General features: G+C 55.4%; 27 protein-coding genes. 7 read left to right on the top strand and 20 right to left on the bottom strand.

Annotation, left to right across the window (positions count from 1 at the left end; genetic code table 11):
- Positions 1 to 2: 2 nt before the first annotated feature.
- From holA to ACORNT_RS05450, 4 genes are all read right to left on the bottom strand, one after another.
- Positions 3 to 1055 carry a DNA polymerase III subunit delta gene (holA, locus tag ACORNT_RS05465; protein WP_321396462.1) on the bottom strand — a complete coding sequence of 351 codons (1053 nt, stop codon included), beginning with the start codon at positions 1053 to 1055 and terminating at the stop codon, positions 3 to 5.
- Positions 1052 to 1615 carry a hypothetical protein gene (locus ACORNT_RS05460; RefSeq protein WP_321396459.1) on the bottom strand — a complete coding sequence of 188 codons (564 nt, stop codon included), beginning with the start codon at positions 1613 to 1615 and terminating at the stop codon, positions 1052 to 1054. Before ACORNT_RS05460 ends, holA begins: the two co-directional genes overlap by 4 nt.
- 28 nt (positions 1616 to 1643) lie before the next feature.
- Positions 1644 to 4211 (bottom strand): leucine--tRNA ligase, encoded by a 2568-nt coding sequence (gene leuS / locus ACORNT_RS05455; protein ID WP_321396457.1) that lies wholly within the window; start codon positions 4209 to 4211, stop codon positions 1644 to 1646.
- A gap of 135 nt (positions 4212 to 4346) precedes the next feature.
- On the bottom strand, positions 4347 to 4811 hold the full coding sequence (locus ACORNT_RS05450; RefSeq protein ID WP_321396454.1) for a DUF3576 domain-containing protein: 465 nt from the start codon (positions 4809 to 4811) through the stop codon (positions 4347 to 4349).
- A 410-nt stretch (positions 4812 to 5221) separates the two neighbouring features.
- Between ACORNT_RS05450 and ACORNT_RS05445 the strand changes: the two genes are divergently transcribed.
- Positions 5222 to 6127 (top strand): hypothetical protein, encoded by a 906-nt coding sequence (locus ACORNT_RS05445; protein WP_321396450.1) that lies wholly within the window; start codon positions 5222 to 5224, stop codon positions 6125 to 6127.
- 2 nt (positions 6128 to 6129) lie between these two features.
- On the opposite strand, the gene ACORNT_RS05440 is transcribed toward ACORNT_RS05445, so the two are convergent.
- Positions 6130 to 6762, bottom strand: a complete 633-nt coding sequence (locus tag ACORNT_RS05440; protein ID WP_321396447.1) for a thiamine phosphate synthase — start codon at positions 6760 to 6762, stop codon at positions 6130 to 6132.
- 19 nt (positions 6763 to 6781) lie between these two features.
- On the opposite strand from ACORNT_RS05440, the gene ACORNT_RS05435 reads away from it, so the two are divergent.
- Entirely contained in the window at positions 6782 to 7453 is a 672-nt protein-coding gene (locus tag ACORNT_RS05435; protein WP_420717519.1) for a YggS family pyridoxal phosphate-dependent enzyme, read from the top strand.
- A gap of 106 nt (positions 7454 to 7559) precedes the next feature.
- On the opposite strand, the gene ACORNT_RS05430 is transcribed toward ACORNT_RS05435, so the two are convergent.
- Genes ACORNT_RS05430 through pspA form a run of 6 tightly spaced genes read right to left on the bottom strand, consistent with a single transcriptional unit; the run spans position 7560 to position 10047 of the window.
- Complete coding sequence (locus tag ACORNT_RS05430) at positions 7560 to 8102, bottom strand: L,D-transpeptidase family protein (protein WP_321396441.1); 543 nt, start codon at positions 8100 to 8102, stop codon at positions 7560 to 7562.
- A gap of 29 nt (positions 8103 to 8131) precedes the next feature.
- A complete protein-coding gene (locus ACORNT_RS05425) occupies positions 8132 to 8404 on the bottom strand; it encodes a hypothetical protein (protein ID WP_321396438.1) in 273 nt (90 codons plus the stop codon).
- A 31-nt stretch (positions 8405 to 8435) separates the two neighbouring features.
- Complete coding sequence (locus ACORNT_RS05420) at positions 8436 to 8672, bottom strand: PspC domain-containing protein (protein ID WP_321396435.1); 237 nt, start codon at positions 8670 to 8672, stop codon at positions 8436 to 8438.
- Positions 8669 to 9079 (bottom strand): envelope stress response membrane protein PspC, encoded by a 411-nt coding sequence (gene pspC, locus ACORNT_RS05415; protein WP_321396433.1) that lies wholly within the window; start codon positions 9077 to 9079, stop codon positions 8669 to 8671. Before pspC ends, ACORNT_RS05420 begins: the two co-directional genes overlap by 4 nt.
- Positions 9079 to 9294 carry an envelope stress response membrane protein PspB gene (pspB, locus tag ACORNT_RS05410; RefSeq protein ID WP_321396430.1) on the bottom strand — a complete coding sequence of 72 codons (216 nt, stop codon included), beginning with the start codon at positions 9292 to 9294 and terminating at the stop codon, positions 9079 to 9081. Before pspB ends, pspC begins: the two co-directional genes overlap by 1 nt.
- 57 nt (positions 9295 to 9351) lie before the next feature.
- Positions 9352 to 10047, bottom strand: a complete 696-nt coding sequence (gene pspA / locus ACORNT_RS05405) for a phage shock protein PspA (RefSeq protein WP_321396428.1) — start codon at positions 10045 to 10047, stop codon at positions 9352 to 9354.
- 192 nt (positions 10048 to 10239) lie between these two features.
- On the opposite strand from pspA, the gene pspF reads away from it, so the two are divergent.
- On the top strand, positions 10240 to 11274 hold the full coding sequence (pspF, locus tag ACORNT_RS05400) for a phage shock protein operon transcriptional activator (protein ID WP_321396425.1): 1035 nt from the start codon (positions 10240 to 10242) through the stop codon (positions 11272 to 11274).
- 6 nt (positions 11275 to 11280) lie between these two features.
- Here pspF and ribA read toward each other — a convergent pair whose 3' ends face one another.
- Positions 11281 to 12405: a GTP cyclohydrolase II gene (ribA, locus tag ACORNT_RS05395; protein ID WP_321396423.1), complete on the bottom strand. Its 1125-nt coding sequence runs from the start codon at positions 12403 to 12405 to the stop codon at positions 11281 to 11283.
- Between the two features lie 96 nt (positions 12406 to 12501).
- Here ribA and ACORNT_RS05390 point away from each other — a divergent pair, with 96 nt between their 5' ends.
- The 4 genes from ACORNT_RS05390 (at position 12502) to ACORNT_RS05375 (ending at position 15075) form a co-directional block, all read left to right on the top strand.
- Positions 12502 to 13191, top strand: coding sequence for a response regulator transcription factor (locus ACORNT_RS05390; protein ID WP_321396420.1), 690 nt, complete (start codon positions 12502 to 12504; stop codon positions 13189 to 13191).
- Positions 13192 to 13298: 107 nt separating this feature from the next.
- Entirely contained in the window at positions 13299 to 13835 is a 537-nt protein-coding gene (locus ACORNT_RS05385) for a 6-pyruvoyl trahydropterin synthase family protein (RefSeq protein ID WP_321396416.1), read from the top strand.
- A gap of 83 nt (positions 13836 to 13918) precedes the next feature.
- The gene (locus ACORNT_RS05380) at positions 13919 to 14704 is read left to right on the top strand and encodes an SDR family NAD(P)-dependent oxidoreductase (RefSeq protein ID WP_321396413.1); all 786 of its coding nucleotides are present in this window, start codon (positions 13919 to 13921) and stop codon (positions 14702 to 14704) included.
- Positions 14701 to 15075 (top strand): dihydroneopterin aldolase, encoded by a 375-nt coding sequence (locus ACORNT_RS05375; protein ID WP_321396411.1) that lies wholly within the window; start codon positions 14701 to 14703, stop codon positions 15073 to 15075. The genes ACORNT_RS05380 and ACORNT_RS05375 overlap by 4 nt, the downstream gene beginning before the upstream one ends.
- Before the next feature lie 4 nt (positions 15076 to 15079).
- On the opposite strand, the gene ACORNT_RS05370 is transcribed toward ACORNT_RS05375, so the two are convergent.
- From ACORNT_RS05370 to ACORNT_RS05335, 8 genes are all read right to left on the bottom strand, one after another.
- Entirely contained in the window at positions 15080 to 15583 is a 504-nt protein-coding gene (locus tag ACORNT_RS05370; protein ID WP_321396406.1) for a PAS domain-containing protein, read from the bottom strand.
- A gap of 98 nt (positions 15584 to 15681) precedes the next feature.
- Positions 15682 to 16479 carry an exodeoxyribonuclease III gene (gene xth, locus ACORNT_RS05365; protein ID WP_321396403.1) on the bottom strand — a complete coding sequence of 266 codons (798 nt, stop codon included), beginning with the start codon at positions 16477 to 16479 and terminating at the stop codon, positions 15682 to 15684.
- A gap of 47 nt (positions 16480 to 16526) precedes the next feature.
- Positions 16527 to 17102, bottom strand: coding sequence for a hypothetical protein (locus ACORNT_RS05360; RefSeq protein ID WP_321396401.1), 576 nt, complete (start codon positions 17100 to 17102; stop codon positions 16527 to 16529).
- Between the two features lie 321 nt (positions 17103 to 17423).
- On the bottom strand, positions 17424 to 18119 hold the full coding sequence (locus tag ACORNT_RS05355) for an outer membrane lipoprotein carrier protein LolA (RefSeq protein ID WP_321396398.1): 696 nt from the start codon (positions 18117 to 18119) through the stop codon (positions 17424 to 17426).
- A gap of 63 nt (positions 18120 to 18182) precedes the next feature.
- Complete coding sequence (locus ACORNT_RS05350; RefSeq protein ID WP_321396395.1) at positions 18183 to 20594, bottom strand: FtsK/SpoIIIE family DNA translocase; 2412 nt, start codon at positions 20592 to 20594, stop codon at positions 18183 to 18185.
- A gap of 71 nt (positions 20595 to 20665) precedes the next feature.
- Positions 20666 to 21874: an aminotransferase class I/II-fold pyridoxal phosphate-dependent enzyme gene (locus ACORNT_RS05345; protein WP_321396392.1), complete on the bottom strand. Its 1209-nt coding sequence runs from the start codon at positions 21872 to 21874 to the stop codon at positions 20666 to 20668.
- Between the two features lie 135 nt (positions 21875 to 22009).
- The gene (locus ACORNT_RS05340; protein ID WP_321396389.1) at positions 22010 to 23236 is read right to left on the bottom strand and encodes an ammonium transporter; all 1227 of its coding nucleotides are present in this window, start codon (positions 23234 to 23236) and stop codon (positions 22010 to 22012) included.
- A gap of 295 nt (positions 23237 to 23531) precedes the next feature.
- Positions 23532 to 24848 (bottom strand): hypothetical protein, encoded by a 1317-nt coding sequence (locus ACORNT_RS05335; RefSeq protein ID WP_321396386.1) that lies wholly within the window; start codon positions 24846 to 24848, stop codon positions 23532 to 23534.
- Positions 24849 to 24851: the final 3 nt, after the last annotated feature.

Below are 24851 nucleotides of genomic sequence, written 5' to 3'. Positions count from 1 at the left end.
GTTCAGCGCCGGGCGCGGGCCGCATTGGCAATCCTGAGGCAGGCGCGGGCGCAGATGGTTTCCGCCGGCATATCGGTCGTCTTGCAATCCTGTTCCGCCAGCATGACAATTTCCAGGGCGCGGGACAACCCTTCCGTCGTCCATTTGGACAAATGCGCCTTGAATTGTGCGGCCTCCATGGGAAACACACGGGGAACCAGTTTGCCCATCGCCTGTTCGATCGCCTGCCCCTGGTCCATCATGCCGCGGACAAAATGCATCCGCTGCAGACGACGTGACACCGCATAAAGGATACTGATCGGGTTTTCACCCCGGTTAAAGGACTTGAACAACACATCATCCAGATTTCGCAGGTCGCCGCCACTGGTGGCCTTGGCAATCATATCGAGGGTCAGGGCGCCGCTGTCGCCGACACAGGCGCGAGCGTCCTTCAGGGTAACTGTCAGTGTCTCACCTGTCGGCGCCTTTCCCATATAGGTCACCAGTTTTTCAAGCTCATTACGCGAAATCATGCGGTCACTGCCCATATTGGCCTGCAGGTAGGCTACAGCATCAGGTTCGATACGCAGACCATTGTCCCGCATCACCGATGTGACCAGCCCTTCAAGAGCGGCCTGGTTATCCTCGTAACAGGGGATGGCAGCCGCATTCTTCGCCCCCTCAAACAATTTTCTCAGACCCGAGGTCGGCTTAAGGTTACCGGCGGTAATCACCACAAGCCCGTCTTCCCGATTTACCGCAAGGGCGTTCTCAAGAAAGGATTTTGCCGCCTCCTTGGCATTTTCACCGGCACCATCCACGCGAACCACACGCCTGCCGCCCATCATGGAGATGGCGGCGGCCTCATCGCCCAGCAGGGCCGGTTCCGATTTCAGCGTATCGGGATCCAGATTGGCGACCAGGAAAGGGTCCCTCAGATCCTCCGCCACCTGGCGGGCGATTTTTTCTCCCCGCTCCCGGACCAGTCCCTCGTCCGGGCCGTACACAAGCACCGCAACATATTTCGGGTCCAGTTTCCTGACCTGTGCCTCTATATCGCGATACTGAACTTTCATTGACCTGCCAAAATATCTTTCTGCGCTGACTTCTGCATTTCCCTCTGGCGGGCACTGAAGAAGGCCCCGATTCGCGCTGTAATCCGGTTGGTGACTTCTTCGGAAAGCCTGGTCAACGCCGCATTACGCGCCACCATGTTGGAATAATCGGACTGCACCAGATCAAAGGTGACCAGCGCCCGGGCCGCATCCTCCATCACTTTCTCGCCCGTGGCGATATCCTCGAGCTGATAGAGGGCGACAAGTTTCAGGCTCTGGGCCGTGACTGATTCATCTTCGGTAAAACCGTAACCATGCTCTTCCACCTGAAAGGTGATCTTCAGCGAATAGTCCACCGCCTCCCGGGCACCCTTTGCCCGAAGGCGGCTCATCATGTTGTTGCGGATCACCTGTCCGATACGGGAATTACGGCCATCCGCATCGCGAATATCCTCGACCCGTATGTTGGCCATGATCTGCTCCAGGTTCTGGTCCTGACCCGCCATTTTCCCATACATCGGTTTGAAACCGCAGGCGGACAGACTCATCAGAAGTATCGTAAACAATCCGATTCTGAGCATATGGACCAAAATTCCCTTCAGCAAAAACCTAGACAACAATATTAACAATCTTGTTGGGCACCACAATGACTTTGCGGATTTCCTGTCCTTCAATGCTGGACTGGACCTTGGGCAATGCAAGGGCCAGACGCTCTACTTCCGCCTTGTCCATATCCTTGGCCACCTCGAGTGTATCCCGCAGCTTGCCGCGCACCTGCACGGCGATAGTCACCGTGCTTTCCTGCATCAGTTCGGCCCGGGCTTCAGGCCAAGCGGCGTTGGTCACAAGGTCTTCTCCGCCAAGCTGTTCCCACATTTCCTCGGCCAGATGCGGCATCATCGGCGCACAAAGCTGGACAATGGTAAAAAGCGCTTCTTTCAGCGCCCAGATATCTCCGGCGCTGCCATCGCTGCTGTAACCACCGATGGCATTGGCAAACTTGTAAAGCTGGGCCACGGCACTGTTGAAATGGAAATTCTCGATATCCTTGCCCACCTGGGCAATGCTCTGGTGGGTCATGCGCCGAAGGTCAGCCGCCTGTTTGCTGAACGCGCCCGGTTCCTGATCACCGGCCGATGCCGTCTGTTCAATATTCCCGGTCACCAGGCGCCACAGGCGCTGGCTGAACCGCCAGGCACCTTCGATGCCTTCCTCGGTCCATTCCAGATCGCGTTCCGGCGGGCTGTCGGACAGCATGAACCAGCGGGCCGTATCGGCGCCGTACTGGTCAATAATTTCCGTCGGATCGATCACATTCTTCTTGGATTTGGACATCTTGATGGAACGACCCACCGTCACCGGTTCACCATCCTTGCGGGCAATGAAGCTGCCGTCTTCCTGTCTGATCAACTCTGCCGGACTGATCCAGGCACCGGCACCGTCCTGATAGGTCTCGTGGCACACCATGCCCTGGGTAAACAGACCGGCAAAGGGTTCATCCAGCCCCAAAAGGCCAACCTTTTTCATCGCCCGGGTAAAAAAACGGGAATAAAGCAGGTGCAAAATGGCATGTTCGACCCCGCCCACATACTGATCCACCGGCAGCCAGTAGTCTGCTGCCGCCCGGTCAAAGGGCTGATCAGATTTTGGTGAGGTAAAGCGGGCAAAATACCAGCTTGAGTCGATAAATGTATCAAAGGTATCGGTTTCCCGGCGAGCGGGCTTGCCACATGACGGGCAGTCCACATGTTTCCACGTCGGGTGATGATCCAGCGGATTGCCCGGCTTGTCAAAGCTCACATCCTCCGGCAGTTTCACCGGCAGATCGGATTTCTTCACCGGCACCACGCCACAGGCATCACAATGGACAACGGGAATCGGTGCGCCCCAGTAGCGCTGGCGCGAAACGCCCCAGTCCCTAAGCCGGAAGTTGACCGTCCGCTCCCCAACGTCCATTTCCTCGGCCTTGTCGATAATGGCGGCCTTGGCGGCCTTGTTATCCAGTCCGTTGAGGAAATCGCTGTTGATCATGATCCCGGCATCGGTGAAGGCTTCCCGGTCCACTTTAAAGTCGGAGTTTCCATCCGGAGAGACAACCGTGCGCACATCCAGGCCGTATTTATGGGCGAAATCCAGGTCGCGCTGATCATGCGCCGCAGACATAAAGATTGCCCCGGTGCCGTAATGCATCAGCACAAAATTGGCGACAAAGACCGGCAGTTCGCGGTCCGGCTCAAACGGGCTTGTCGCCTTGATGCCGGTATCAAAGCCTTTCTTTTCCATCTTTTCGATGGCTTCCTCGGTGGTAGCGCCTTTGCGGCATTCCTCGATAAAGGCCGCCAGGTCCGGATTGTCGGCCGCCAGCTTTTCGGCCAGCGGATGGTCCGCCGCCACCGCCATGCCGCAGGCCCCGAACAGGGTGTCCGGCCGGGTGGTATAGATTTCGAGACCGTCGTAGCCGTCAACCCCGTGGATATTGAAATTCAGTTTCAGTCCCTCGGAACGGCCGATCCAGTTTTCCTGCATGGACCGGACCTTTTCCGGCCAGCGATCCAGGTCCTTGAGGGCACTGTTCAGGTCATTGGCAAAGTCGGTGATTTTCAGGAACCACTGGCTCAGCTTGCGCCGTTCCACCGGCGCACCGGAGCGCCATCCGCAGCCATCCACAACCTGTTCATTGGCCAGCACGGTATTATCCACCGGATCCCAGTTAACCCAGCTTTCCTTACGGTACACAAGCCCGGCATCGAGAAAGTCCAGGAACATGGCCTGTTCCTTGCCGTAATAGTCCGCGTCACAGGTGGCAATTTCCCGGGACCAGTCCAGGGACAGTCCCATCTGCTTCAGCTGGCCGCGCATGTGATCGATATTTTCGTAGGTCCATTTGGCCGGGTGAACCTTGTGTTCCATGGCCGCATTTTCCGCCGGCATGCCGAAAGCGTCCCAGCCCATGGGGTGCAGGACATTATATCCGGCCGCGCGCCGGTATCTGGCGACCACATCACCCTGGGTATAGTTGCGCACATGGCCCATATGAATCCGGCCGGACGGATAGGGGAACATCTCCAGCACGTAATATTTGGGTTTTGACGGATTTTCGACGGCCCTGAAGGTCTGCTGGTTGTCCCAGGTCTGCTGCCATTTTGCCTCGGTTACACCGGCGTTATAGCGTGTCATTCTTTCAACTTCCTGATCTTTGTGCCTGATCTAAAATCAAGGAGGACCCGCCGCAACAATGTCGAAGACGGATCCCTGGTATTTTATTTGTGCCGGTCCCGAAGAACCGGCAGGTTTCCCGCTGGGCTGTCCCTGTCAGTTTTTCAGGGGAGCATTATTCCGACGCAGTGTCCTGGCCTGAAGCAGGATGGCGTTGGTCAGCTTGAATTCAGCCCCCGGACGCGGACCGACCTCTACCCAGTCGTCACCCTGTTTCTGTTCCCGGTGAATCACCACCCGCAAGGCATCCGCCTGCAGTTTTCTGCCGACAATATAGATTTCAGTCTTGGTGCGTTCACTTGCATCCCGCGGATTTGTCCGCCAGTCGGTCAGTATGGCGCCGCTTGACTGGTTCGCCTGCAGAACGGGCATAAAGGCAATTGTGTCCAGAGACGCACGCCACAGATAGGCATTGACGCCAATCTGGTAGACTTCTTCAGCCGCTTCCAGACGGGCTTCAGACGCCCCTTCATCACCGCCGCCGAAAATGCTGCACCCGCCGAGAGTGAGCAACACTGCCGCCAGCAGGGAAATTCCCGTCAATTTTCTGCCTGCTCCCACGATATCCCCTGCCGCTTTATTTGTTATCCGCTTAAAAATCATGCAACTTCCATCCGTCTGTTACGCACAAATATATATCATATTACCTGTGGTCAGGTTTTCATAAACCGGGGCATCATACCCCTTGACTTTCGCTTATTAAAGCTGTTTATCCGTTTGTCTGAAATCAGACAAGATTTTCTTGACCAAACCATGTCCGAAACACAGCCCGGCCGGTGAATGCCGACAGGTAAAAAAGCTGAAAGAATACTTCAGAAAACGGACGGAATATCATGGAATCCATTTGATTTTCTCACTGCAGGGCCTATACTGTCATAATAAAAAAATATTTCTCAGGCAGCAGGGTTAAGCAACGTGATTGATGCAGATCTGTTATCTGCCTGGGTAAACAAAAAATTGAGGAAACACCCGTGAAACGGTCCATCGGCATAGTGATACTGGCATCAGCCGTCGGTTTTATACTGACTGGCAGTGTTTCCTATGCCCAGATGAAAGTGGAAACCGTCGACTTTGACATGCAGCCGCTCAGTGTTTCTTTCGAGGACACGTCGCGAGCCAGCGCCTCTGGTCCCAGTGACGAGGTGGAAATCATCTTTGACGCCCCGACCGCGGAAACTGCCGACCAGTTTATCTTTCTCAAGGATCCGGTTGCAGAGGAAAATCGCAAGAAAAAATCCGGTTTCAAGGTGGAAAAATCCAGCGAAAGCAAACCGTCCCTTCTGTTCAATATGCAGCCCCTCGATACCTCCGGTAGCGGCGTACAGCTTTCAAGCGGCTTGCTTGATGGCCTGATGGCCGGCAACCGGGTGACCTTCTCCTATGGCCCGGCGGACCGCAGCCTTGACCCGAAAACCTTTGATATTTCAGTTGGTTCCAGCTTCCTGATCAGCCCCTCTTCAATCATGTCGCCGCTGTATGACGGCTCACAGTATGATCTGCGCAACCGGCAGGTCTATAACCTGTCGCTTGATGTGGCTTATGCCGGGTTCTCCATCGGCGCCTCCTTCAGCCGGGAAAGAAATCTGGTCGACCTGGATCTGAGCGGTTATGATGTGGGCCTCGGCTATCATGGCCGCAGCTGGTTTACCGATGTGCGCTTTGCCGAATATCGCCGCAAGCAGGAATATGAATATCTGTCGTCCACGATTGATTATTTCGACAAGGTATACGCTCTTGAAGTCGGCGCCGGATACAGCCTGCTGCCCAACCTGCATTTCACCGGGCGCTTCACCTATTATAGCTATGGCCAGAATGCGGAACAGGATCCCCTGTCCGATACCCAGGTCTTCCTGCTGGGCACAAACGTCAACTTCTGAGTTTAGCCTTCTTCATATCCGCGAATGGACGCCAGTCCCGCCAGCGGGGCATGCCTGAGTCGCTGCGCCGTTTGCCCGGTGACCCCGCCCAGCGCGTAAACCGGCAGATCCGTCCGTCGGCACAGAGTCCTGAAGCGGGTCGGCCCGAGGGTCAGGTCCGGGCGCGTCAGGGATTCGGGATGGCTTTCTGTTGGAAAAACCGGGGATAACAATACCGCGTCAGCTCCCAGTCTTTCGGCACGATGCAGGGCGCGGGCGGAATGACAGGCTGTTGTAAAAATAAAGTCCTGATGTTTGTGTCTCAAACGCGGCAGGTGCCGGACCAGTCCCTCCGGCAGATGTACGCCAACGGCCCCCACCTTCCGGGCAAGCGCGGCGTCCGCCCCGACCAGGAAATAAAGATGTTTCCGGCGGCAGAGACCCGCCAGATGACGGGCCAGGGCCTCTCGCCCCGGGTGATCATAGTCCCTGAGGACCACCACACTGGCCGGCGGCAGTTGTTCCAGGATCCTTTCCGGCGCCGGGTGTACAGTGGCATCCGTCAGATAAAGAGCCGGACCGAGCGGCCAATCAGATTGGTTTCCCTGATTGAGCTTGGCGGCAATTGCTGCTAGGGTCTGGCGCTGATAAAACATATCGTCAGAATAGAGCAGGATGCCCGCCGTGACCAGAGCCCTTGAAGAGGTATTAAGTAAAATTTCCGCCGCCGCCTCAGCCGCCGGCCGTGCGCCCGGCTGCGTGCAGCTGGTGGCCGTTTCCAAGGTGCACGGCGCTGACGTCATTACGCCGGTGCTGGAAGCGGGACAAAGGCTGTTCGGCGAAAACCGGGTCCAAGAAGCAGCCGAAAAATGGCCTGCCCTGATGGAAAAATACCCCGACGTGCGCCTTCATCTGATCGGCCCGCTGCAGACCAACAAGGCCCGCCAGGCCATTCAGCTGTTTGATGTCATCGAAACCGTTGACCGTCCCAAACTGGCCCGCGCCCTCGCCCGTCTTTTCAAGGAAGAGAATATCCGCCGGGATATCTATATCCAGGTCAATGTGGGCCGGGAGGACCAGAAGGCCGGGATTGCACCCGAGGATGCCGACGATTTTATCCGCCTGTGCCGGGAAGAGCTCGGCCTCAGTGTTACCGGCCTCATGTGCATTCCGCCGGCGGATCAGGACCCGGCCCCTCATTTCGATTTGCTGGCCGACATTGCCCGGCGCAATGATATCCCAATTCTTTCCATGGGCATGAGCGGCGACTTCGAGACCGCCATCAGGCACGGCGCCACCCATGTGCGGGTCGGCACCGCCGTCTTCGGCTCAAGGCCGGGATATTGATATAAAAAGCCCGGCGCCCTGAAACCAGGGGCCGGGAGTGGAAGATATCAGACGCATTAAGTCCAATAAAAATTCTTTGACGGTTGCCGCCGGAGGATCGTCAGGATCAGTGAGTGACCACTTTCAGGGTTGTCTCAGGCGACAATTCCGGCAACAGTTCCAGCAGATGTTCTTTCTGCAGGGCGACGCAGCCTTCGGTGCCTTCAAAACTGTCCGGATCATTCCCCCGGGCCACATGAAGGAAGATGGCGCTACCTTTGCCCGGCATCACGGGATCGTCATTCTGGCCCAGTACGACCAGCACATCATAAAGGTCGTCTTCGCGCCACAAGCGTTCCGCCCGGGCATGATAGGGCAGCATCACAGGCTGGTTATAGGCGATATCCTTCGGATCATCACACCAGCCGTCCTCCTGCAGGATTGCCAGCATCGGCACTTGGGTATAAATCGGCTTAGACAACTTATCAAAGCGATAAAAAACGGTTCTCAGGGGAAATTGCCCCACGGGAGTTTTATGATCCCCCTCCTGCTTGTCCAGTACAAGACCCTGTTTCCCAAGGGCACAGGGAAATATACGGTCCCCGGCTTTCAGCACCCCGCGGGAGGGATTATCGTTGGCTGGCTCAACTATCAGTTCCTTAAGCAACATTTTGTCCTCCGGTTTTTCTCTCTGTCGGCTCAGGCCAGGTTGTCGATTTCCCGGGCCAGGTTTGATCCCTTGTCGGTGGCGATCCGTTCCAGCACCTGCACCCGCTCTTCCAGCTTCCTGATCCGCTCCAGATGGGGCTGTATCTGCTTCTTGCTGTAATAATCTTCCTCAAGCCCCAGATCGCTCATTATGTCACTGTAATCCCTGTCTGTTTCACTGTTGCGGCCTCTGGTCCAGTGCTTGAGCACCCCGGCAATCGCCGTCACCACCACAATGATGACTATCATTTCAAAAACATTCATTTTACCCCTCCTTCAATATTCTTTTGCGGGCTTACCGATACAGGTGAAACGGCTTGTCACTCATCACCAGGGCCGCGATGAAGTAGGCGAAGATGATCACAGGGCCGGACATAAAGATGCCGACAATGCCCAATATTCTCAGCAGGGCGGCATTGATACCGAGATACTCGCCGAGACCGGCAAAGACGCCGCAGATCTTGCCCCTGAAACTGTCCTTGTACAGCCGGCGGGCGGGACGGTAATAACGGTCTTCTCTGTAACTGGTCATTTCTCATTCTCCAGGTCGCGAAACTCCTTGTGGAGTTTATATTCGCTTGAGGTGATGTGGGCTTCCGTCGCCCGCAGGCGCTTTTCAATCTCGCGGAATTTATAACGCACATCCCGGATCGTGTTGCGCGGCTTGACCCGCACGTTCTTCCAGAATTCGCCCTCTTTCTCGTCGTGATAGAGGTCACCGGGGCGGGGATCCAGCATCCAGGCCAGAAGCACATAACCGATCAGGATCAGCGGGCCGCCGAAGAAAAAGAAGGCAATAACCGTGACAACACGGATCAGGGTGACATCGACACCGAAGTAATCGGCCAGCCCGGCACAGACCCCGGAAATCTTTGCAGATTTTTTGTCCAGATACAGTTTATTGTATTTGGGGGCATGATGTTCAGGATGAGGTGTCATCACTTTGTCCTCCAGTCAGGAGATTCCGCATCCAGGATGCGCTCGATATTGTTCAGGCGGCTCTCGATCTTTTCCGCGCTCTCGTACAGGTCACTGAGGATCTGTTCGTCCTCGCTGGTCAGCGTCTTGGCGGATTTCCATTTCGTGATGTAATGGAAAATAATCCAAAGGGGGGCGCAGATAGTAAGGAACAAAATTCCAAAAACTTCGGCCATGTCAAACTTCTCCTCTGATGCTATATCCCCGCAGGAAGGGGCGAACCCCTGCCTGCTTTATTTTTTCTTGGTTTTGGTTGTTTCTTTTTCTGCGCCTTTGGCCATTTTGGCCTTCAGTTCGGCCAGTTCGTCAGCGACTTTCTGCTGAGTTTCCAGATCGGCAAATTCTTCGTGCAGGCTTTTTTCCCGGCCCATATCGGCGGCTTCCACCCGGCTTTCAGTGTCCTCGACCCGGCGCTCCATCTGGCCAAAACGGGTCATGACGTCCTCGATCCGGTTGTCATACAGTTTCTCGCGAACCCGAAGCTGGCTTGAGGCAGAACGCTGACGCTCAAGCAGGGATTTCTGCTTGGTCTTGGCTTCCTTGATCTTGGCTTCCAGGGAAATAATATCGGTTTCATATTTGGCCAGCGCCTCTTCCAGGGGATCCCTGTCATTTTCCAGACGTTCAGCCATTTCCGCAAGCTTGGCCCGTTCCATCAGGGCGCCATTGGCCAGGTCTTCACGATTCTTGCTCAGGGCCAGTTCGGCCTTGGCATACCATTCCTGCTGGGCGGCATCGAGGCGCGCCAGATTGCGGTCCAGTTCCTTGCGGTCGGCGATCACCCGGGCGGCGGAAGACCGTACTTCCACAAGGGTGTCTTCCATTTCCTGGATCATCAGGCGGATCATTTTTGCCGGATCTTCAGCCTTGTCCAGAATGTGGTTGATGTTTGAATTCACAATATCACTGAGGCGTGTAAAAATGCCCATAATCTTTCTCCAATTTAATAGCTCTGTTCCCGCTACCCGCTTTGACATTTGCAGAAAGCGTGCCAGTTTTTGGAAATATTTATAACATATTGTTTTATATATACTTTTTAAAGATACCGAATTCTGTTGAAGTTTTTTGGTTGATAATTTACGCTACCTGTTAGGAATTTTTGATAATTTTTGGTGAAATTCATGTCATCCCCACAAGACCAGCCCATTATCGGTGAAAGCCCCGCCTTTCTGGAGGTGATTGACCAGGCCTCCCGCGCCGCCAAGCATGAACGCCCGGTCCTCGTAATCGGCGAGAGAGGCACCGGCAAGGAACTGATCGCCGCCCGCCTTCATTTCCTGTCGCCGCGCTGGGAAGGAAACTTCATCCAGGTCAACTGTGCCGCCCTGACCGAGAGCCTGCTGGAATCAGAACTGTTCGGCCATGAAGCCGGCTCATTCACCGGGGCCACCAACAAAAGGGTCGGCCGTTTTGAAGAAGCCCACGGCGGCACCCTGTTCATGGATGAAATCGCCACCTGCTCCATGTCGGCCCAGGAAAAAATCTTGCGCATCACTGAATATGGCACCTTCCAGCGGGTCGGCGGCAACAAGGTCCTGACCGTGGATGTGCGCCTGATCGGCGCCACCAACATCGACCTGCCGTCGGCCGCCGACGCGGGAGAATTCCGCCATGACCTGCTTGATCGGCTGGCGCTGGATGTGATCACCCTGCCGCCGCTTCGGGCCCGGCGCGAGGATATTATTCTGCTGGCCTTTCATTTCGGCCAGCGCGCCGCCCATGATCGTGACTGGGCGTCTTTTCCCGGTTTTTCCGGGGACATGATCGAGGCGCTGCAGGATCATGACTGGCCCGGCAACATCCGCGAACTGAAAAATGTGGTGGAGCGGGCCGTCTGGCATGCCGAAGACGAGTTTGAGCCGGTTCACATCGTCGAGCTGGATCCCTTCAGGTCACCCTGGCGACCCAAAACCGCATCCCCGGTCCGACAGCAGGAGCCTGTAGGGAGACAGGACAATGAACCATCCTCTTCAGGCCCTGTAACCTCTCCCGCCCTGGGGCCAACTGACTATAACGAGACGGTGGCCAAACTGGAGAAAGACCTACTACAGAAGGCGCTCAAGGCCAACAAGCACAATCAGCGGGATACGGCGGTCTATCTGAACCTGACCTATCACCAGCTGCGCCATCAGCTTAAAAAGCACGATTTGCTATAAAAAGTTCTAGAGAAAATGACCCGAACGTTTTTTCTTGGTTCTCAGATAGAATTCATTGTGGCCGTTGGACGGGAATTTATGTTCCACTCTCTCGGTCACCTTGATGCCGCAGGCTTCCAGGCCTGCCACCTTGTCCGGGTTATTGGTCAATAGACGCACGGCCGAAAAACCCATTTTTTTTAACATCTGCGCGGCCGGTTCGAAAATCCGCTCATCACTGAGAAAACCGAGCCTCTCGTTGGCATCCACCGTGTCAAAACCCTGATCCTGCAGGTGATAGGCCCTGAGTTTGTTGATCAGGCCGATGCCCCGCCCTTCCTGGGCCAGGTAAAGCAAGACACCGCCGCCCTGCTCCTGCATGAATTTGATGGCGCCCCGCATCTGGTCGCCGCAATCGCATTTCAGGCTGCCCAGCAGATCACCGGTAAAACATTCCGAATGAATGCGGGCGAGGACCGGGTCATGGCGATTGGGCGCCCCGATCAGGATCGCGAAATGTTCAGTGCCCCCGTCCTTAGGACGGAAGGCAACAATCTCGGTCCGTTCCGCCCCTTCCAGCGGCACCCTGGCTGACGTCACCTTTTCCAGCGACAGGGCATCCGCAAGGTCATAGTCGGTCACTTCGTCGACCGTAACACTCAAAAGGTCTTCAAATTGCCCCTTCCGCACCGGCCCGGCAAAAACGGCTGCCGGCAGCAGGCGGGCGATCTTGCAGAGCTTTATCCCGGCCTCTTGCATCGGACCAGCCGTTTCCGCCGCCGCCTTATAGGGTCCCATCAGGGGATGGTCGAGATCATCGGCCGGGTCCACCATAAACTGGATTGCCGCACTGTTCATGTGGGACGAGACCTCCACCAGCGCCACATCGCCCTTGCGTGGAGAGACCTTGAGCACATTGGCCCGGTTATAGGTCAGGCCCACATGCACCCTTCCATCCCCGACGGCTTTCAGGCTTTCCAGCCACTTATCCGTCAGAAGTTCCGGGGGGAATGCAAGAATTTCCTGGTCGTCACTGGAGACCAGAACAGGCCTGCCGCGCCGCAATTCACTTGCCGCGCGTTCCACATTCACTATCTTGTGATCGAATGTCATTTCCCCTGCAGGGTTATTTGATGGCAGGTCTGTACCCATTAAAATATCCAGAATTCAGGTAATCTGATATACTAAGTTTGTGCTTTATATAGTGTTGTAACCCAAAAAAGAACAGAATACAGAGGGAAAATTAACATGGCCCAGACCTACCGGATCCTTTTGGTGGATGATGACGAGGATCTTCGCGCAACCCTGGCCGAACAACTTGCGTTCCACGAGGAGTTCGAGACCGAACAGGCCGGCACCGGCATGGACGGCCTGAAAGCCGCCAAGGAAGGTGCCTATGATCTGGTCGTTCTGGATGTGGGCCTGCCGGATATCGACGGGCGGGAAATCTGCCGGATGATGCGCAAATCCAACATAAAAATCCCCATTATCATGCTGACCGCCAACGATTCCGACGCGGATACCATTCTTGGGCTTGATGCCGGCGCCAACGACTATGTTCCCAAACCCTTCAAGTTCGGTATTCTGCTGGCCCGTATCCGGGCTCACCTGCGTCAGCACAGCATCAGCGAGGATGCCTCCTTTGTGATCGGTCCCTATCTGTTCAAGCCCGGCGAAAAGAACCTGACCCACCAGGAGAGCGGGGAAAAGATCCGCCTGACCGAAAAGGAAACCAATATCCTGAAATACCTGAAGCGGGCCGAAGGCACAGCCGTCAGCCGGGATGTGCTGCTGGATGAGGTCTGGGGATATAATGCCGGTGTCACCACCCATACACTGGAAACCCATATCTATCGCCTGCGCCAGAAAATCGAACCGGATCCGTCGAATGCCACGATCCTGATCACGGAACCCGGCGGCTACCGCCTTGGTGACTAGAGGGGGTGACCAGAGAGCCGCTATCACGGGTGTCACGGACTCTTTTCTGGACTCTGGGCCTGCACTGATATATCAAGCGCCAGTTATCCTTTTTTAACGGGCGCACCATGTTTGAAATTTGTTTTACACGGCGATATTCCATGTCTCACAGGCTGTTCAGCCTGAAGGACAGCCGCTGTTTTGTGCCCCACGGTCACAATGAATTCGTAAAAGTATATCTGAGCCGCCCCGAAAATGACGCGCTGGACGGCGACGCCAACATGATGGCACCGTTTGAAACCCTGAAAAAGACCTGGCACCGCTGGATTGACGATCATCTGGATCACAGCCTGCATCTGTCCCACCGGGATCCCCTGATCGGCTATTTCCGGGACAATGAGCCGGAAAACCTGGCTCACCTCCTGGTCACCCCGGGAGATCCCACCACAGAGGCCCTGGCGGCCTGCCTGTTTGCCAAAATCAACAGCTTCCTCGATGATCTGGGCCTCGGCATACTCTGCCACCGGATGGAAATTGAAGAAACGCCGACCAATACGGTCATTTTCCACGGCGACCCGGACAAGGCGCTGTGCACAACAGGATATACTGAAGCGGCCAGTCCCTGGTGGAAACGAGCCGACATGTCGATCAACGATCTGTCCTGAAATCATCCTGCAGAAAAATCTATAGCGCTTGAACTGGCGTAACAGGTCAGGCTATTCTCCTGTAAATCTAACGGAAGGGCACAATGGACAGCAGTATTCTTGTCACCGGGGCGGCCAGACGCATCGGCCGCCAAATCGCACTTACACTGGCAAAAGCGGGCTATCATATTCACCTGCATTATCACCAGTCGGAGGAGTGCGCGCTGCAGACCCGGGCTGATATTCTGAAAAACGGTGGATCAGCCAGCCTGATCCAGGCCGATCTCTCGGATTATCAACAGGTGCAGGATCTTGTGCCCAAGCTGGGGGGACTCGAGTGCCCGCCCCTGCGCCATCTGGTGAACAATGCTTCGCTGTTCAGAGATGACAATCTGTTTTCCCTTGATGCGGGGTCCTTTCAGGCCCACATGGAGGTCAACCTCCGGGCCCCGTTGCAGCTGAGCCGGGCACTTTATGAAGCCCTTGGGGAAAACGATCGCGGCAGCATCGTCAATCTTATCGACAGCAGTATCTTCGCCATGAACCCCGACTTCCTGTCCTACAGCCTGAGCAAATATGCCCTGGCCGGCGCCACAGAAGCCACTGCCATGGCGATGGCGCCGAGGGTGCGGGTGAATGCGGTTGCACCAGGCCTGACCCTGCTCAGCGGCGATCAGTCCGAAGAAAATTTCGAGCTGACCCGCCATTTCAATCTGAATGAAACCGCCTGCACGCCGGAGGATATTGCCCGAACCGTCCGGCACCTGATCGAAACGCCGTCTTTCAATGCGGCGGTGATCCCCCTGGACAGCGGACAGAAAAATCTGCGCATGAACCGGGATGTGGCCAATATAGCGGAAAAATATCTGAATAAAGGAAGACCCGAATGAACTCCTATCAGGTCACCCGGCGCCAGATTATTCTGGAAAATTTCGAAACCCTGGTATCCATCGGGATCCATGATCATGAGCGCGCGGCACCGCAACGCATCATTTTCAATATCGTCCTGACCGTGAATACCAATTGCCCGGAGCAGGACCATATCGAGGAAGTGCTGGACTATGACTTCCTGCGCACGGGCATCACTGAACTGATTGAAGCCCGACACTATAACCTTCAGGAAAGCCTGTGCCGGGATATCGTCGCGCTGTGCTTTGGCCAGACGCAGGTCATTGCGGCACAGGTTTCCAGCAGAAAAACCGACGTCTATGAGGATTGCGATTCCGTTGGATATCAGATCGAGGCACAGAGGACAGATTGAGGATTTATTTAAGGTTCAGGTGACTTTCGCCAACAACAATAAAAACCTGCCCCAGACTTTTCCCGTTCGACAAGAAGGGAAAGACGCCCCGAAACAGACGGTGTGGCTTCATTTTATGATCCTGGGCTTCAATTTCCGAATATTGGACTTCCCCGGTGCCTAAGGTTTCCTGAGCTTCCGTCAAACGGGCCAGAAAACCATCCTCCTCCATGACATGCCTGGCGGAGTGGCCCATGTTGCTCTTTCCGGTCAGGGAAATCATATACTCCCCTTCCAGACGCGTCTGGAGATCCAGCCCCTCCTCCGTGTCCATCAGCTCCAGAACAACCACATAAGGTAAAAGGAACGGAACCTTGGCTGGTGAAAAATTACGTCTCTCGGGAATCGGCCTGTCGCCGCGAAGTGCCCGCCAATGCGACGCAAACAACCCTACCGGATGGTCCGGGGGAATATCATCGCCGGATATCCTGTTGAAAAATGTGTATTTGAGTTTAGACATATCTGCCATTAAAAATGCACCTGATTGGGGTTGCCTCTGCCCTGTTTTTCTATTTTACCATGCAAGAGCTTACCAAAAGGTAAACAAACCGTTAATAGAGGCTGACTCTAAAATTCGAAATCGACCAGCACCGGCGCATGGTCCGAGGGCCTTTCCCAGCCCCTCGCGTCTTCCATCACCTGCATGGAGCGCGGTGTATGCTGCAGGGACGGACTGACCCAGACATGATCAAGACGGCGGCCTTTGTTGGCCGTCCGCCAGTCCTTTGCCCGGTAAGACCACCAGCTATAGAGTTTTTCCTCTTCCGGCACAAATTGGCGCATGACATCCTGCCAGTCATGGGCTTGCTGCAGGTCCTTCATGCGCTCCACCTCAACGGGGGTATGACTGACCACCTTCAGCAGCTTTTTATGATCCCAGACGTCATGCTCCAATGGCGCAATGTTCAGATCGCCGACCAAAATATATTTGCCGTCTTTGGGCAGTTCCCCGGACCACCGGGTCATTTCATCCAGGAAATCAAGCTTGTGAGCGAACTTGTCATTCACGGCCACATCCGGTTCGTCACCGCCGGCCGGCACATAAAAATTATGCAGCGCTACTCCGCCGGGCAAGACGACCTCCACATGACGGGCGTCACCCTTGCCGCACCAGTCAATACGCCCCTTGTTCTCAAAGGGGGTGCGGGAAAAAGTTGCGACCCCGTGATAACTCTTCTGTCCCGCCAGGGCCGCATGTTCATAACCCCGCTCGGTAAAGAATTTCAGCGGAAACATATGGTCCTGGACCTTGGTTTCCTGGAAACAGATAATATCCGGGGAGGCTTCGTTGATAAACTGGTCGACAATATCCAGCCTGGTCCGGACACTGTTTATATTCCAGGTCGCCAGTCTAACTGTTTTCATAAAATACCCTTTTTCGCCTGAATTCTCTTTAATATATATATTTAGTGTCAGAAAATATTAAAGGTGTTGCCGACCACCCCCAATGGCCACCAGCCTTCTTCAAAAAGCTGGAATTTGAGGGCAAAGGGGTGATCTTCCTCTTCCCCGGCGGCAATCATCAGGGCCGCCTGATAACAGCTGTGAATAGCCGTTCCCGCGGCCGCGCGGATCAGTTCGTCGTCATGGATTCCCCACAAGTCCGCCGTGGTCAGAAGTGCCTCGGTGATATATTCGGAGGCCTGGGTATTCACATGGGTAAGCGCCACTCTCAAGGCGTCAGGATCAAGCATTTCCTGGGCAGACATGGCCAGTCCGGCCAGAAGCTGTTCCTCGGCTTCCCACCAGGGGCTGTTCCAGTCGTTGGTTTCCATGGTCGCCGCCGCCTCATCCCAGTCAAGTATCTGGGCGATGTCAGCACCGGGAAAACCAAGCGCATCAAGATAGGCCCGGGCCTTTTGTCTGATTGCGGGACTGAGGGGTTCCCCCACATTCCGAAACCAGTTGGTATGGGGAATCAGGCGGGCAAACCGCCCAACCTGCAACAGCGTGGGATAATCCTCAATATCAATATTCTCATCATCCATACCGGTAATACCTCAGCCACTCTAAATTGTCCTCATTACTAGTCCGCCCGGAGAGATTTAACAAGAATTGAGTAGAAAAAAACCCGGCCAGATAAATCTGACCGGGCAGTCTACGCTATGCTTGGCAAGAGGGAGGGGGAGGGAACCTCTTGCCGGCTAACCGGGGAACTGGATAATCTGAGGAAGTGTAGATCATATGAGCAACCCCGGCTCGCATATTAGAGATAATTGAATAATACCTACTTTCAAGAGCACCTTGAAATATTTTTTACAACATATTGTATTGTAAAGGTTTTTTACACCTAAATAATGTGCTTTAGGCTATCTTCGTGGTCCCTGAAACGGCCTTTTGCTGACCGGGCGGGGATCCTTGAAGGTAAACCGCTTCTTGTCAATATCCACATTATATTGCGGATTGACCAGTGCGACGCGGGTCAGGTACCCCTGGGCATCCATGACCTCCCAGGCCCTGAGTTCCATGGTGGATTCTTCAAAAATCAGAGTGATATAACCCTGCTCATCGCGCTCCTTGTCAACCACCGGCACCTTGAGCAGGCCGGCAAAACGGATGATTTCAGGGACTTCGATCTTGCCTGACAGGCTGACCGTTTCATCCACAAGAATACCAAGCGGCGTCTTGCTGATCGGCCAGCGGGTGACCTGGTCCACCTCATAATCCACAAAGCTCAGCATCGTTCCGTCACTGACAATGAGGAAAGGCAAGTCGTCTTCATAATCAAACCGGAGCTTGCCCGGACGTTCCAGAAAAACGGTGCCTTCCGATACCGCGCCATCGGGCGCCCGCTGGATAAACTGTGCGGTCAGGCTCTTGATTGTATTGAGGCTTTCTTCAATCCGGGCAATGACCTGCGTCCTGTCTTCGCCGGTCACCAGACTTGGTGCCGGCTCCACCGTCGTCACCTCTGCCTGGGCTGCCCGCTCAACCGCCAGAGCAGCCGGAGCAGCAAGGAAAAACCCGCTAATGGCCAGGAAAGTCATCAAGAGAAGTTTATTCATATTCTTTCCTTAAAACTCCCGCACGATCACACGCTAGCATGGCTTTGGGATTAAAATATGGCATCAGTTTCCGCCGCTGTGATCCTGGATCAGCACCTCGCGCTTGCCAACATGGTTGGCGGCGCTGACCACCCCTTCCCGTTCCATCCGGTCAATGATATTGGCAGCCCTGTTGTAGCCGATCTGAAGCTGCCGCTGCACATAACTGGTCGACGCCTTGCCGTCCCGGGCAACAATCGCCACGGCCTGGTCATACAGATCGTCGCCGCTGCCGGATTTACCGCCATTACCATCACTGACCGCATGCTGCAGGAAGGTGTTATCATAGCCCTCGTCCGGCTCTTCGGTGATATTCTCCAAATAGTCCGGCCAGCCCTGCTTGCGCAGTTCATCAGCCACACGTTCCACTTCCTCGTCCCTGACAAAGGGACCGTGCACACGGGTAATCCGCCCGCCGCCGGCCATATAGAGCATGTCGCCCATGCCCAGAAGCTGTTCCGCCCCCTGCTCACCAAGAATGGTGCGGCTGTCGATTTTCGAGGTCACCTGGAAACTGATACGGGTGGCCAGGTTGGCCTTGATGGTGCCGGTGATCACATCCACCGACGGACGCTGGGTTGCCATGATCAGGTGAATGCCCGCCGCCCTGGCTTTCTGGGCCAGACGCTGGATCAGCACCTCGATATCCTTGCCCGCCACCAGCATCAGGTCGGCCATCTCGTCAACCACAATGACAATCATCGGCAGCGGGGTCAGGTCCAGATGCTCTTCCTCATAGACAGGTTCGCCACTTTCCGGGTTGAAACCGGTCTGCACACGGCGCACGATATCCTCCCCCTTCTTGCGGGCCTGTTCCAGGCGCTGGTTATAGGCACTGATGTTGCGCACCTGCAGCTTGGCGATATTCTGGTAGCGATGATCCATTTCCTGCACCGCCCATTTCAGTGCGACAACGGCTTTTTTCGGATCCGTCACCACCGGGGTCAGCAGATGGGGAATATTGTCATAGACCGACAATTCCAGCATTTTCGGATCGATCATGATCAGACGGCACTGTTCCGGCGTCAGTTTATAGAGCAGCGACAGGATCATCACATTGATGGCCACTGATTTCCCGGACCCTGTGGTCCCGGCCACCAGAAGATGCGGCATCGCCGCCAGATCCGCAATAATCGGCTCGCCGCCGATATCCTTGCCCAATGTCAACGGCAGTTTGGCCTTGCTGTCCTCATAGGCCGGACTGGTCAGCAGTTCCCTGAGCGCAACGATCTCCCGCTTGCTGTTGGGCAGTTCAATACCGATAGCGTTCTTGCCCGGCACCACCGCCACACGGGCGGATATGGCGCTCATGCTGCGGGCGATGTCATCGGCCAGATTGATCACCCGGGAGGATTTGGTCCCCGGAGAAGGTTCAAGCTCGTAGAGGGTGACCACCGGACCGGGCCGGACCTGGGTAATTTCCCCCTGCACACCGAAATCATCCAGCACCGATTCCAGCATTCTTGCATTCTGTTCAAGCGCCTCCCGGGAAAGTTTTTCATCCTTACCCAGTGGCTGGGCCTTGCTGAGCAGGCTGAGCGGCGGCAGGGCGAATTCCCCGTCACCAATAATATCCAGCATCGGCTGTTTTTCTTTTTCTTCCCGTCGGCTTCTGGCTTCCCTCGGTTTTGGCGTATCCACAACCGGTATCGACTTCTGCTCAACAGGTTCCGCCGTTTTCTGGATCACCGGCTCTTTGCGGGCCTTTTTCTTTTTACCGCTGACGTCGATGACATTGCCGCTCTCGACCGGCTCACGGCGCAGCTGTGCGGCAACCCACCGCATACCGGACCCGATTCCAGCTGCCCCCCGGAGTGTGCTTTTGACCAGGAAGCGGCCAATGGCGCGCCATTCTTCCCGTTCCAGGCCAAGCACATACAAAAGGCAGAGAAGCATCAGGCCCAGGGCTACAAGTCCCATGAGAACAGGATAGGCCTCTACCCCCGTCATGGCCCAGACGGACATCAGATTATCTTTCAGCAGGTCCCCGAGAATGCCGCCCATCCCTGTAGTCAGGGGCCAATGGGAGTTGGCCGGAAAAAGCGAGCTGGCCAGCGATGCCAGAAGCACAACCACTGGCAAAAGCAGAAGATGACGGAACATAAACGGCAGTCCCTGCAGGGAAATCACCCGCCAGCCCCAGGTCAGAAACGGAAAAACCAGCACGACAGCGCCCAGACCAAGCGACTGGATCAGCAGGTCCGCCACATAAGCGCCCGGTGCGCCGAGCCAGTTGCCAACCCCTCCCACAACCTCGTTATTCCAGCTGGGGTCATGAATGTCATAGCTGACAAAAGATGCATAGGCCGCCAGGGCCACAAGGACCAGCACGGCCCCCCAACTGCGGATCAAAGCTTTTTTCAGGAACTCCGTCACCGCTTCGGGAAGCAGGGCCTTTTTTGCCGATTTCTTTATATTTTTCCGTCTGTTAGTCAAAAAATAATCCTAAAATCAATTGCCGGTACTTCAATATATTACATCTTATGGGTTTTACAAAAATTACTGTTCTATAAAATTGTGGCAATTTTGGCCAGAGCGGGTTCCAGCAGGTCTTCCCCGTGCACCAGCACCAGACGGATATAACCGCTCCCGGGATTGACCCCATTTTGCCCCGGCCGTGCCAGATAGGCCCCGGGCAGGACCCTGATTCCGGCTTCTTGCCACAGCCTTCTTGTTGCCTGCTCCCCGTCCCCTACATTGAGCCACAGGCAGAAGCCACCGGCCGGCCGGCTAAAATCAAACCGGCCCGCCAGGTATTTTTCCGCCAGGTCGAACTTGCGCCGGTAAAGTGTGCGGTTTTCAATCACATGTTTTTCGTCCCGCCAGGCCGCAGCAGACGCCGCATAAACCGGCAACGGCAAGGGTGATCCGCCGTAATTCCGCAGTCGCCGGAATTCACCGGCAATGACCGGGTCACCGGCCATAAAGGCCGACCTCAGGCCGGCCAGATTTGATCGTTTCGACAACGAATTAAAACAGACCACATTGTGGAAAGGATTGTCTTTATCACCCTCACCCTCCGCGACCAGTTCCATACAGGCCTGCAGAATCCCGGCCGGCACTTCGGCATCATAAATTTCCGAATAACATTCATCGCCCACAACAACAAAGTCGTATTTCCGGGCCAGCCGGATTGCTTTTTTCAGATAATCGAGCGAGGCCAGGCTGCCCTGGGGGTTGGCCGGGTTGCAGATAAAACAGAGCGCCGTCCGCCGCAGCACCTGTTCCGGCAGGCTTTCATAATCCGGCAGAAAACCGTTGTCCGCCTCAGCATTCACATAATAAGGTTCGGCATTGGCCCCGATCGCTGCCCCGGCATAGGGCTGATAAAAGGGATTTGGCATCAGCACCAGCGGCACCTGGCCGTCCTTGCGGCGATCAATGGTCACAAAACCAATTGAAAACAGTCCTTCCCGGCTGCCGGACAGAGGCACCAGATGGTCGCCGCCGAGATGACCCGGGGCAATGGAAAATCTGCGCTCCAGCCAGCCTGCCACCGCCTCCTGCCAGTCTTCGGTCCCGGCAACCGGTGGATATTTGTGATAGGCCGCCCGTTCCCGGTCCAGAATATCGGCGACAAAATCCGGCACCGCGTGCTGGGGTTCGCCTACGGACATATTCAATCCTGACGGATCACCGGGGGCAATATCACTGAGCAACGCCCGCATGCGGGGAAAGGGATAGTCCGGCAGGGCCTTCAGGCGGGAATTCAGCAAAATTCGGGTCCTCTGTAAAAATCTCGCGCTACTTTACTTGTCCCCGTTGGGGGAAACAAGAAAAGAAATAAACCCCGAAAAGCAAAAGGGCGATCCCGATGAACCGCCCTTCGCCTCTCATACAGCCGTGGCACCCTATTTCATGGTCAGGTCTTCTTCCGGATAGGCCGAGATCTTGTGGATACTCAGGTCAGCGCCGCGGAATTCCTCTTCCTCGTCAAGACGAATGCCCATGAACTGGCGGATCACGCCGTAAACTGCAAATCCGGCGACAAGGGCGAAGGCCGCCCCGATCAGGCTGCCGACCAGCTGGGACAGGAAGGTCACGCCGCCCAGGCCCCACAGGGCCTCGAGACCGAAGATACCGGCAGCGATCCCGCCCCACAGGCCGCACAGGCCATGCAGGGGCCAGACCCCCAGCACATCGTCGATTTTCCATTTTTCCTGGCAGATGACAAAAAGATTAACAAAGATCACGCCGGCCACCGCACCGACAACCAGTGCCCCCACGGGGTGCATGATGTCGGAACCGGCACAGACCGCCACGAGACCGGCAAGGGCGCCGTTGTGCACGAAACCCGGGTCGTTTCGACCGACCACAAGAGCCGCAAGGATACCGCCGACCATGGCCAGCAGGCTGTTCATGGCGACAAGGCCGCTGGCGCTGTCCACCGCCTGGGCGCTCATCACGTTAAAGCCGAACCAGCCGATACAGAGAATCCAGGAGCCAAGAGCAAGGAAAGGGATATTTGACGGTGGAATACCAACCGGCGAGCCATCCTTGCGATAGCGGCCCTTGCGGGCACCCAACAGAACCACCGCGCCGAGCGCCAGCCAGCCGCCGACCGCATGCACGACAATGGAACCGGCAAAGTCATGGAAGGGTGCCCCGAAGACCTCTTCCATCATGCCCTGGAAATTGAGGGTGTCGCCCCAGACCATCCCCTCAAAGAAAGGATAAACCAGCCCGACAATCACGGCCGTTGCCAGAAGCTGGGAGCCGAACCTGGCGCGCTCTGCAATTCCGCCGGAAATAATCGCCGGTATGGCGGCGGCAAAGGTCAGCAGAAAGAAAAATTTGACCAGGTCATAACCATTGGCCGCAAAGGCCTCCCCGGTCATGCCGCTGATTTCTGCCGCACTGGCTAGAAAACTCACACCATAAGCAACGCCGTAGCCGACAAAGAAATAGGCCACAGTCGACATGCCAAAGTCTGAGATGATTTTGACCAGGGCATTGACCTGGTTTTTGCGCCGGACGGTTCCCACCTCAAGAAAGGCGAAACCGGAATGCATGGCGAATACGAGTATGGCGCCGATCAGTACAAAGAATACGTCGGCGCCCGATTTAAAGGCTTCCATGATATTTGTCCCTCATTTTCAAAGCCCGTTTGGCGGACCTTTCGCGGAAAGCTTACTCAAAAACCGTGCCAAAAGGGAAAAACTAAGCCTGAACAACATATTAACAAAATATGACCAAATCGAGCATACTTGCAAAATGCAAAAAGAACAGGCAAAAACTGTTCAGCTTTTGCCCATTTGCTTAAATTATACTCAGATCTGAAAAGAGGGACAGGCGGGCGCTCATGAGGGACAGGAGCACCCGCCTGATGGTCAGTTAGCTAGAAGACCCAAGCCAAAGACCAAACTTCTTAAGTTACAGCTTCTGGGAGCCGTGACCGAATTCGGGGTAAGCTTCCAGACCAAGCTCGGCCAGATCGCTACCACGATCTTCGTCTTCTTCGCTCATCCGGATACCCATGGTATATTTCAGCACCAGCCAGACCACAGCACTTGCAATGGAGACAAAGGCACCAATGGCAACCACACCGGTCAGCTGGGCCATGAAGGGAACAGCATCATTGGTGATTGGCACAGCCAGGGTACCCCAGATACCGCATACCAGGTGAACCGGGATCGCACCGACCACGTCGTCGATTTTCAGCTTGTCGAGCAGCGGCACCGCCAGAACAACCAGAACACCGCCCAGGCCACCGATCAGGATCGCCTGACCAATAGTCGGGGTCAGTGGTTCAGCCGTGATGGACACAAGACCGGCAAGGGCGCCGTTGAGGGCCATGGTCAGGTCGACTTTTTTGTACAGCAGTTTGGTCATCAGGATCGCAGCAACCACACCGCCGGCAGCGGCCATGTTGGTGTTGGCAAAGATCTGGGACACGGCAACGGCATCAATGGCAGAGCCAAGAGCCAGCTGTGATGCGCCATTGAAGCCGAACCAGCCGAGCCACAGGATGAATGTACCCAGTGTTGCCAGCGGCAGGGATGAACCCGGGATTGGACGTACAGAACCATCTGCCGCGTATTTACCTTTACGGGCTCCCAGCAGAATGGCGCCTGTCAGAGCCGCCCAGCCACCAGTGGAGTGCACCAGGGTAGAACCTGCAAAGTCACTGAAGTCCATCTGGTCGAGCCAGCCTGCACCCCATTCCCAGGATCCCTGGATCGGGTAGATTACGCCGGTCAGGACAACCACAAAGATGAAGAAGGGGAACAGCTTGATGCGCTCGGCAAGGGTACCGGATACGATAGACGCTGCTGTGGCCACAAACACCATCTGGAAGAACCAGTCGGAGGCAGAAGCATATCCGCCGGAGGTGTCAATGGCCTCGGCAGCAGCTGTCTCACCGGCAGTCCACCACTCGAATGTGCCCATGTAACTGGTCACATCCATATACATCAGGTTATAGCCGATCGCCCAGTACATGATACCGGCAATGGCAAACAGACCGATGTTTTTAAGGCACATGGTGGCCACATTCTTGGTCCGCACGAGACCGGCTTCAAGCATACAGAAACCTGCCGCCATCCACATCACCAGGAAACCACCAATCAAGAATAATAGTGTATTTAAGATATAAGCTGTTTCTTCACTCACTTCGGCGTGGGCAGCAGAGACACCCATAAACGCCGAAAGCACTAAAAACAAACCTGTCCCACGTAATAACTTTTTCATAAT

This window comes from Emcibacter sp. (assembly GCF_963675455.1).
Classification (GTDB): Bacteria; Pseudomonadota; Alphaproteobacteria; order Sphingomonadales; family Emcibacteraceae; genus Emcibacter.
Note: the sequence above shows the minus strand (reverse complement) of the source record. Positions and strands in the feature narration are given on the sequence as shown.

Coding starts and splice junctions, on each gene's coding strand:
- ACORNT_RS05385 (WP_321396416.1), top strand. CDS start 13,299: ATGTTTGAAATTTGTTTTACACGGCGATATTCCATGTCTCACAGGCTG.
- xth (WP_321396403.1), bottom strand. CDS start 16,479: ATGAAAACAGTTAGACTGGCGACCTGGAATATAAACAGTGTCCGGACC.
- ACORNT_RS05340 (WP_321396389.1), bottom strand. CDS start 23,236: ATGGAAGCCTTTAAATCGGGCGCCGACGTATTCTTTGTACTGATCGGC.
- ACORNT_RS05440 (WP_321396447.1), bottom strand. CDS start 6,762: ATGTTTTATCAGCGCCAGACCCTAGCAGCAATTGCCGCCAAGCTCAAT.
- ACORNT_RS05435 (WP_420717519.1), top strand. CDS start 6,782: ATGCCCGCCGTGACCAGAGCCCTTGAAGAGGTATTAAGTAAAATTTCC.
- holA (WP_321396462.1), bottom strand. CDS start 1,055: ATGAAAGTTCAGTATCGCGATATAGAGGCACAGGTCAGGAAACTGGAC.
- ACORNT_RS05390 (WP_321396420.1), top strand. CDS start 12,502: ATGGCCCAGACCTACCGGATCCTTTTGGTGGATGATGACGAGGATCTT.
- pspC (WP_321396433.1), bottom strand. CDS start 9,079: ATGACACCTCATCCTGAACATCATGCCCCCAAATACAATAAACTGTAT.
- ACORNT_RS05370 (WP_321396406.1), bottom strand. CDS start 15,583: ATGGCAGATATGTCTAAACTCAAATACACATTTTTCAACAGGATATCC.
- ACORNT_RS05380 (WP_321396413.1), top strand. CDS start 13,919: ATGGACAGCAGTATTCTTGTCACCGGGGCGGCCAGACGCATCGGCCGC.
- ACORNT_RS05355 (WP_321396398.1), bottom strand. CDS start 18,119: ATGAATAAACTTCTCTTGATGACTTTCCTGGCCATTAGCGGGTTTTTC.
- ACORNT_RS05460 (WP_321396459.1), bottom strand. CDS start 1,615: ATGCTCAGAATCGGATTGTTTACGATACTTCTGATGAGTCTGTCCGCC.
- pspB (WP_321396430.1), bottom strand. CDS start 9,294: ATGGCCGAAGTTTTTGGAATTTTGTTCCTTACTATCTGCGCCCCCCTT.
- pspF (WP_321396425.1), top strand. CDS start 10,240: ATGTCATCCCCACAAGACCAGCCCATTATCGGTGAAAGCCCCGCCTTT.
- ACORNT_RS05425 (WP_321396438.1), bottom strand. CDS start 8,404: ATGAATGTTTTTGAAATGATAGTCATCATTGTGGTGGTGACGGCGATT.
- pspA (WP_321396428.1), bottom strand. CDS start 10,047: ATGGGCATTTTTACACGCCTCAGTGATATTGTGAATTCAAACATCAAC.
- ribA (WP_321396423.1), bottom strand. CDS start 12,405: ATGGGTACAGACCTGCCATCAAATAACCCTGCAGGGGAAATGACATTC.
- ACORNT_RS05375 (WP_321396411.1), top strand. CDS start 14,701: ATGAACTCCTATCAGGTCACCCGGCGCCAGATTATTCTGGAAAATTTC.
- ACORNT_RS05335 (WP_321396386.1), bottom strand. CDS start 24,848: ATGAAAAAGTTATTACGTGGGACAGGTTTGTTTTTAGTGCTTTCGGCG.
- ACORNT_RS05430 (WP_321396441.1), bottom strand. CDS start 8,102: ATGTTGCTTAAGGAACTGATAGTTGAGCCAGCCAACGATAATCCCTCC.
- ACORNT_RS05360 (WP_321396401.1), bottom strand. CDS start 17,102: ATGGATGATGAGAATATTGATATTGAGGATTATCCCACGCTGTTGCAG.
- ACORNT_RS05420 (WP_321396435.1), bottom strand. CDS start 8,672: ATGACCAGTTACAGAGAAGACCGTTATTACCGTCCCGCCCGCCGGCTG.
- leuS (WP_321396457.1), bottom strand. CDS start 4,211: ATGACACGCTATAACGCCGGTGTAACCGAGGCAAAATGGCAGCAGACC.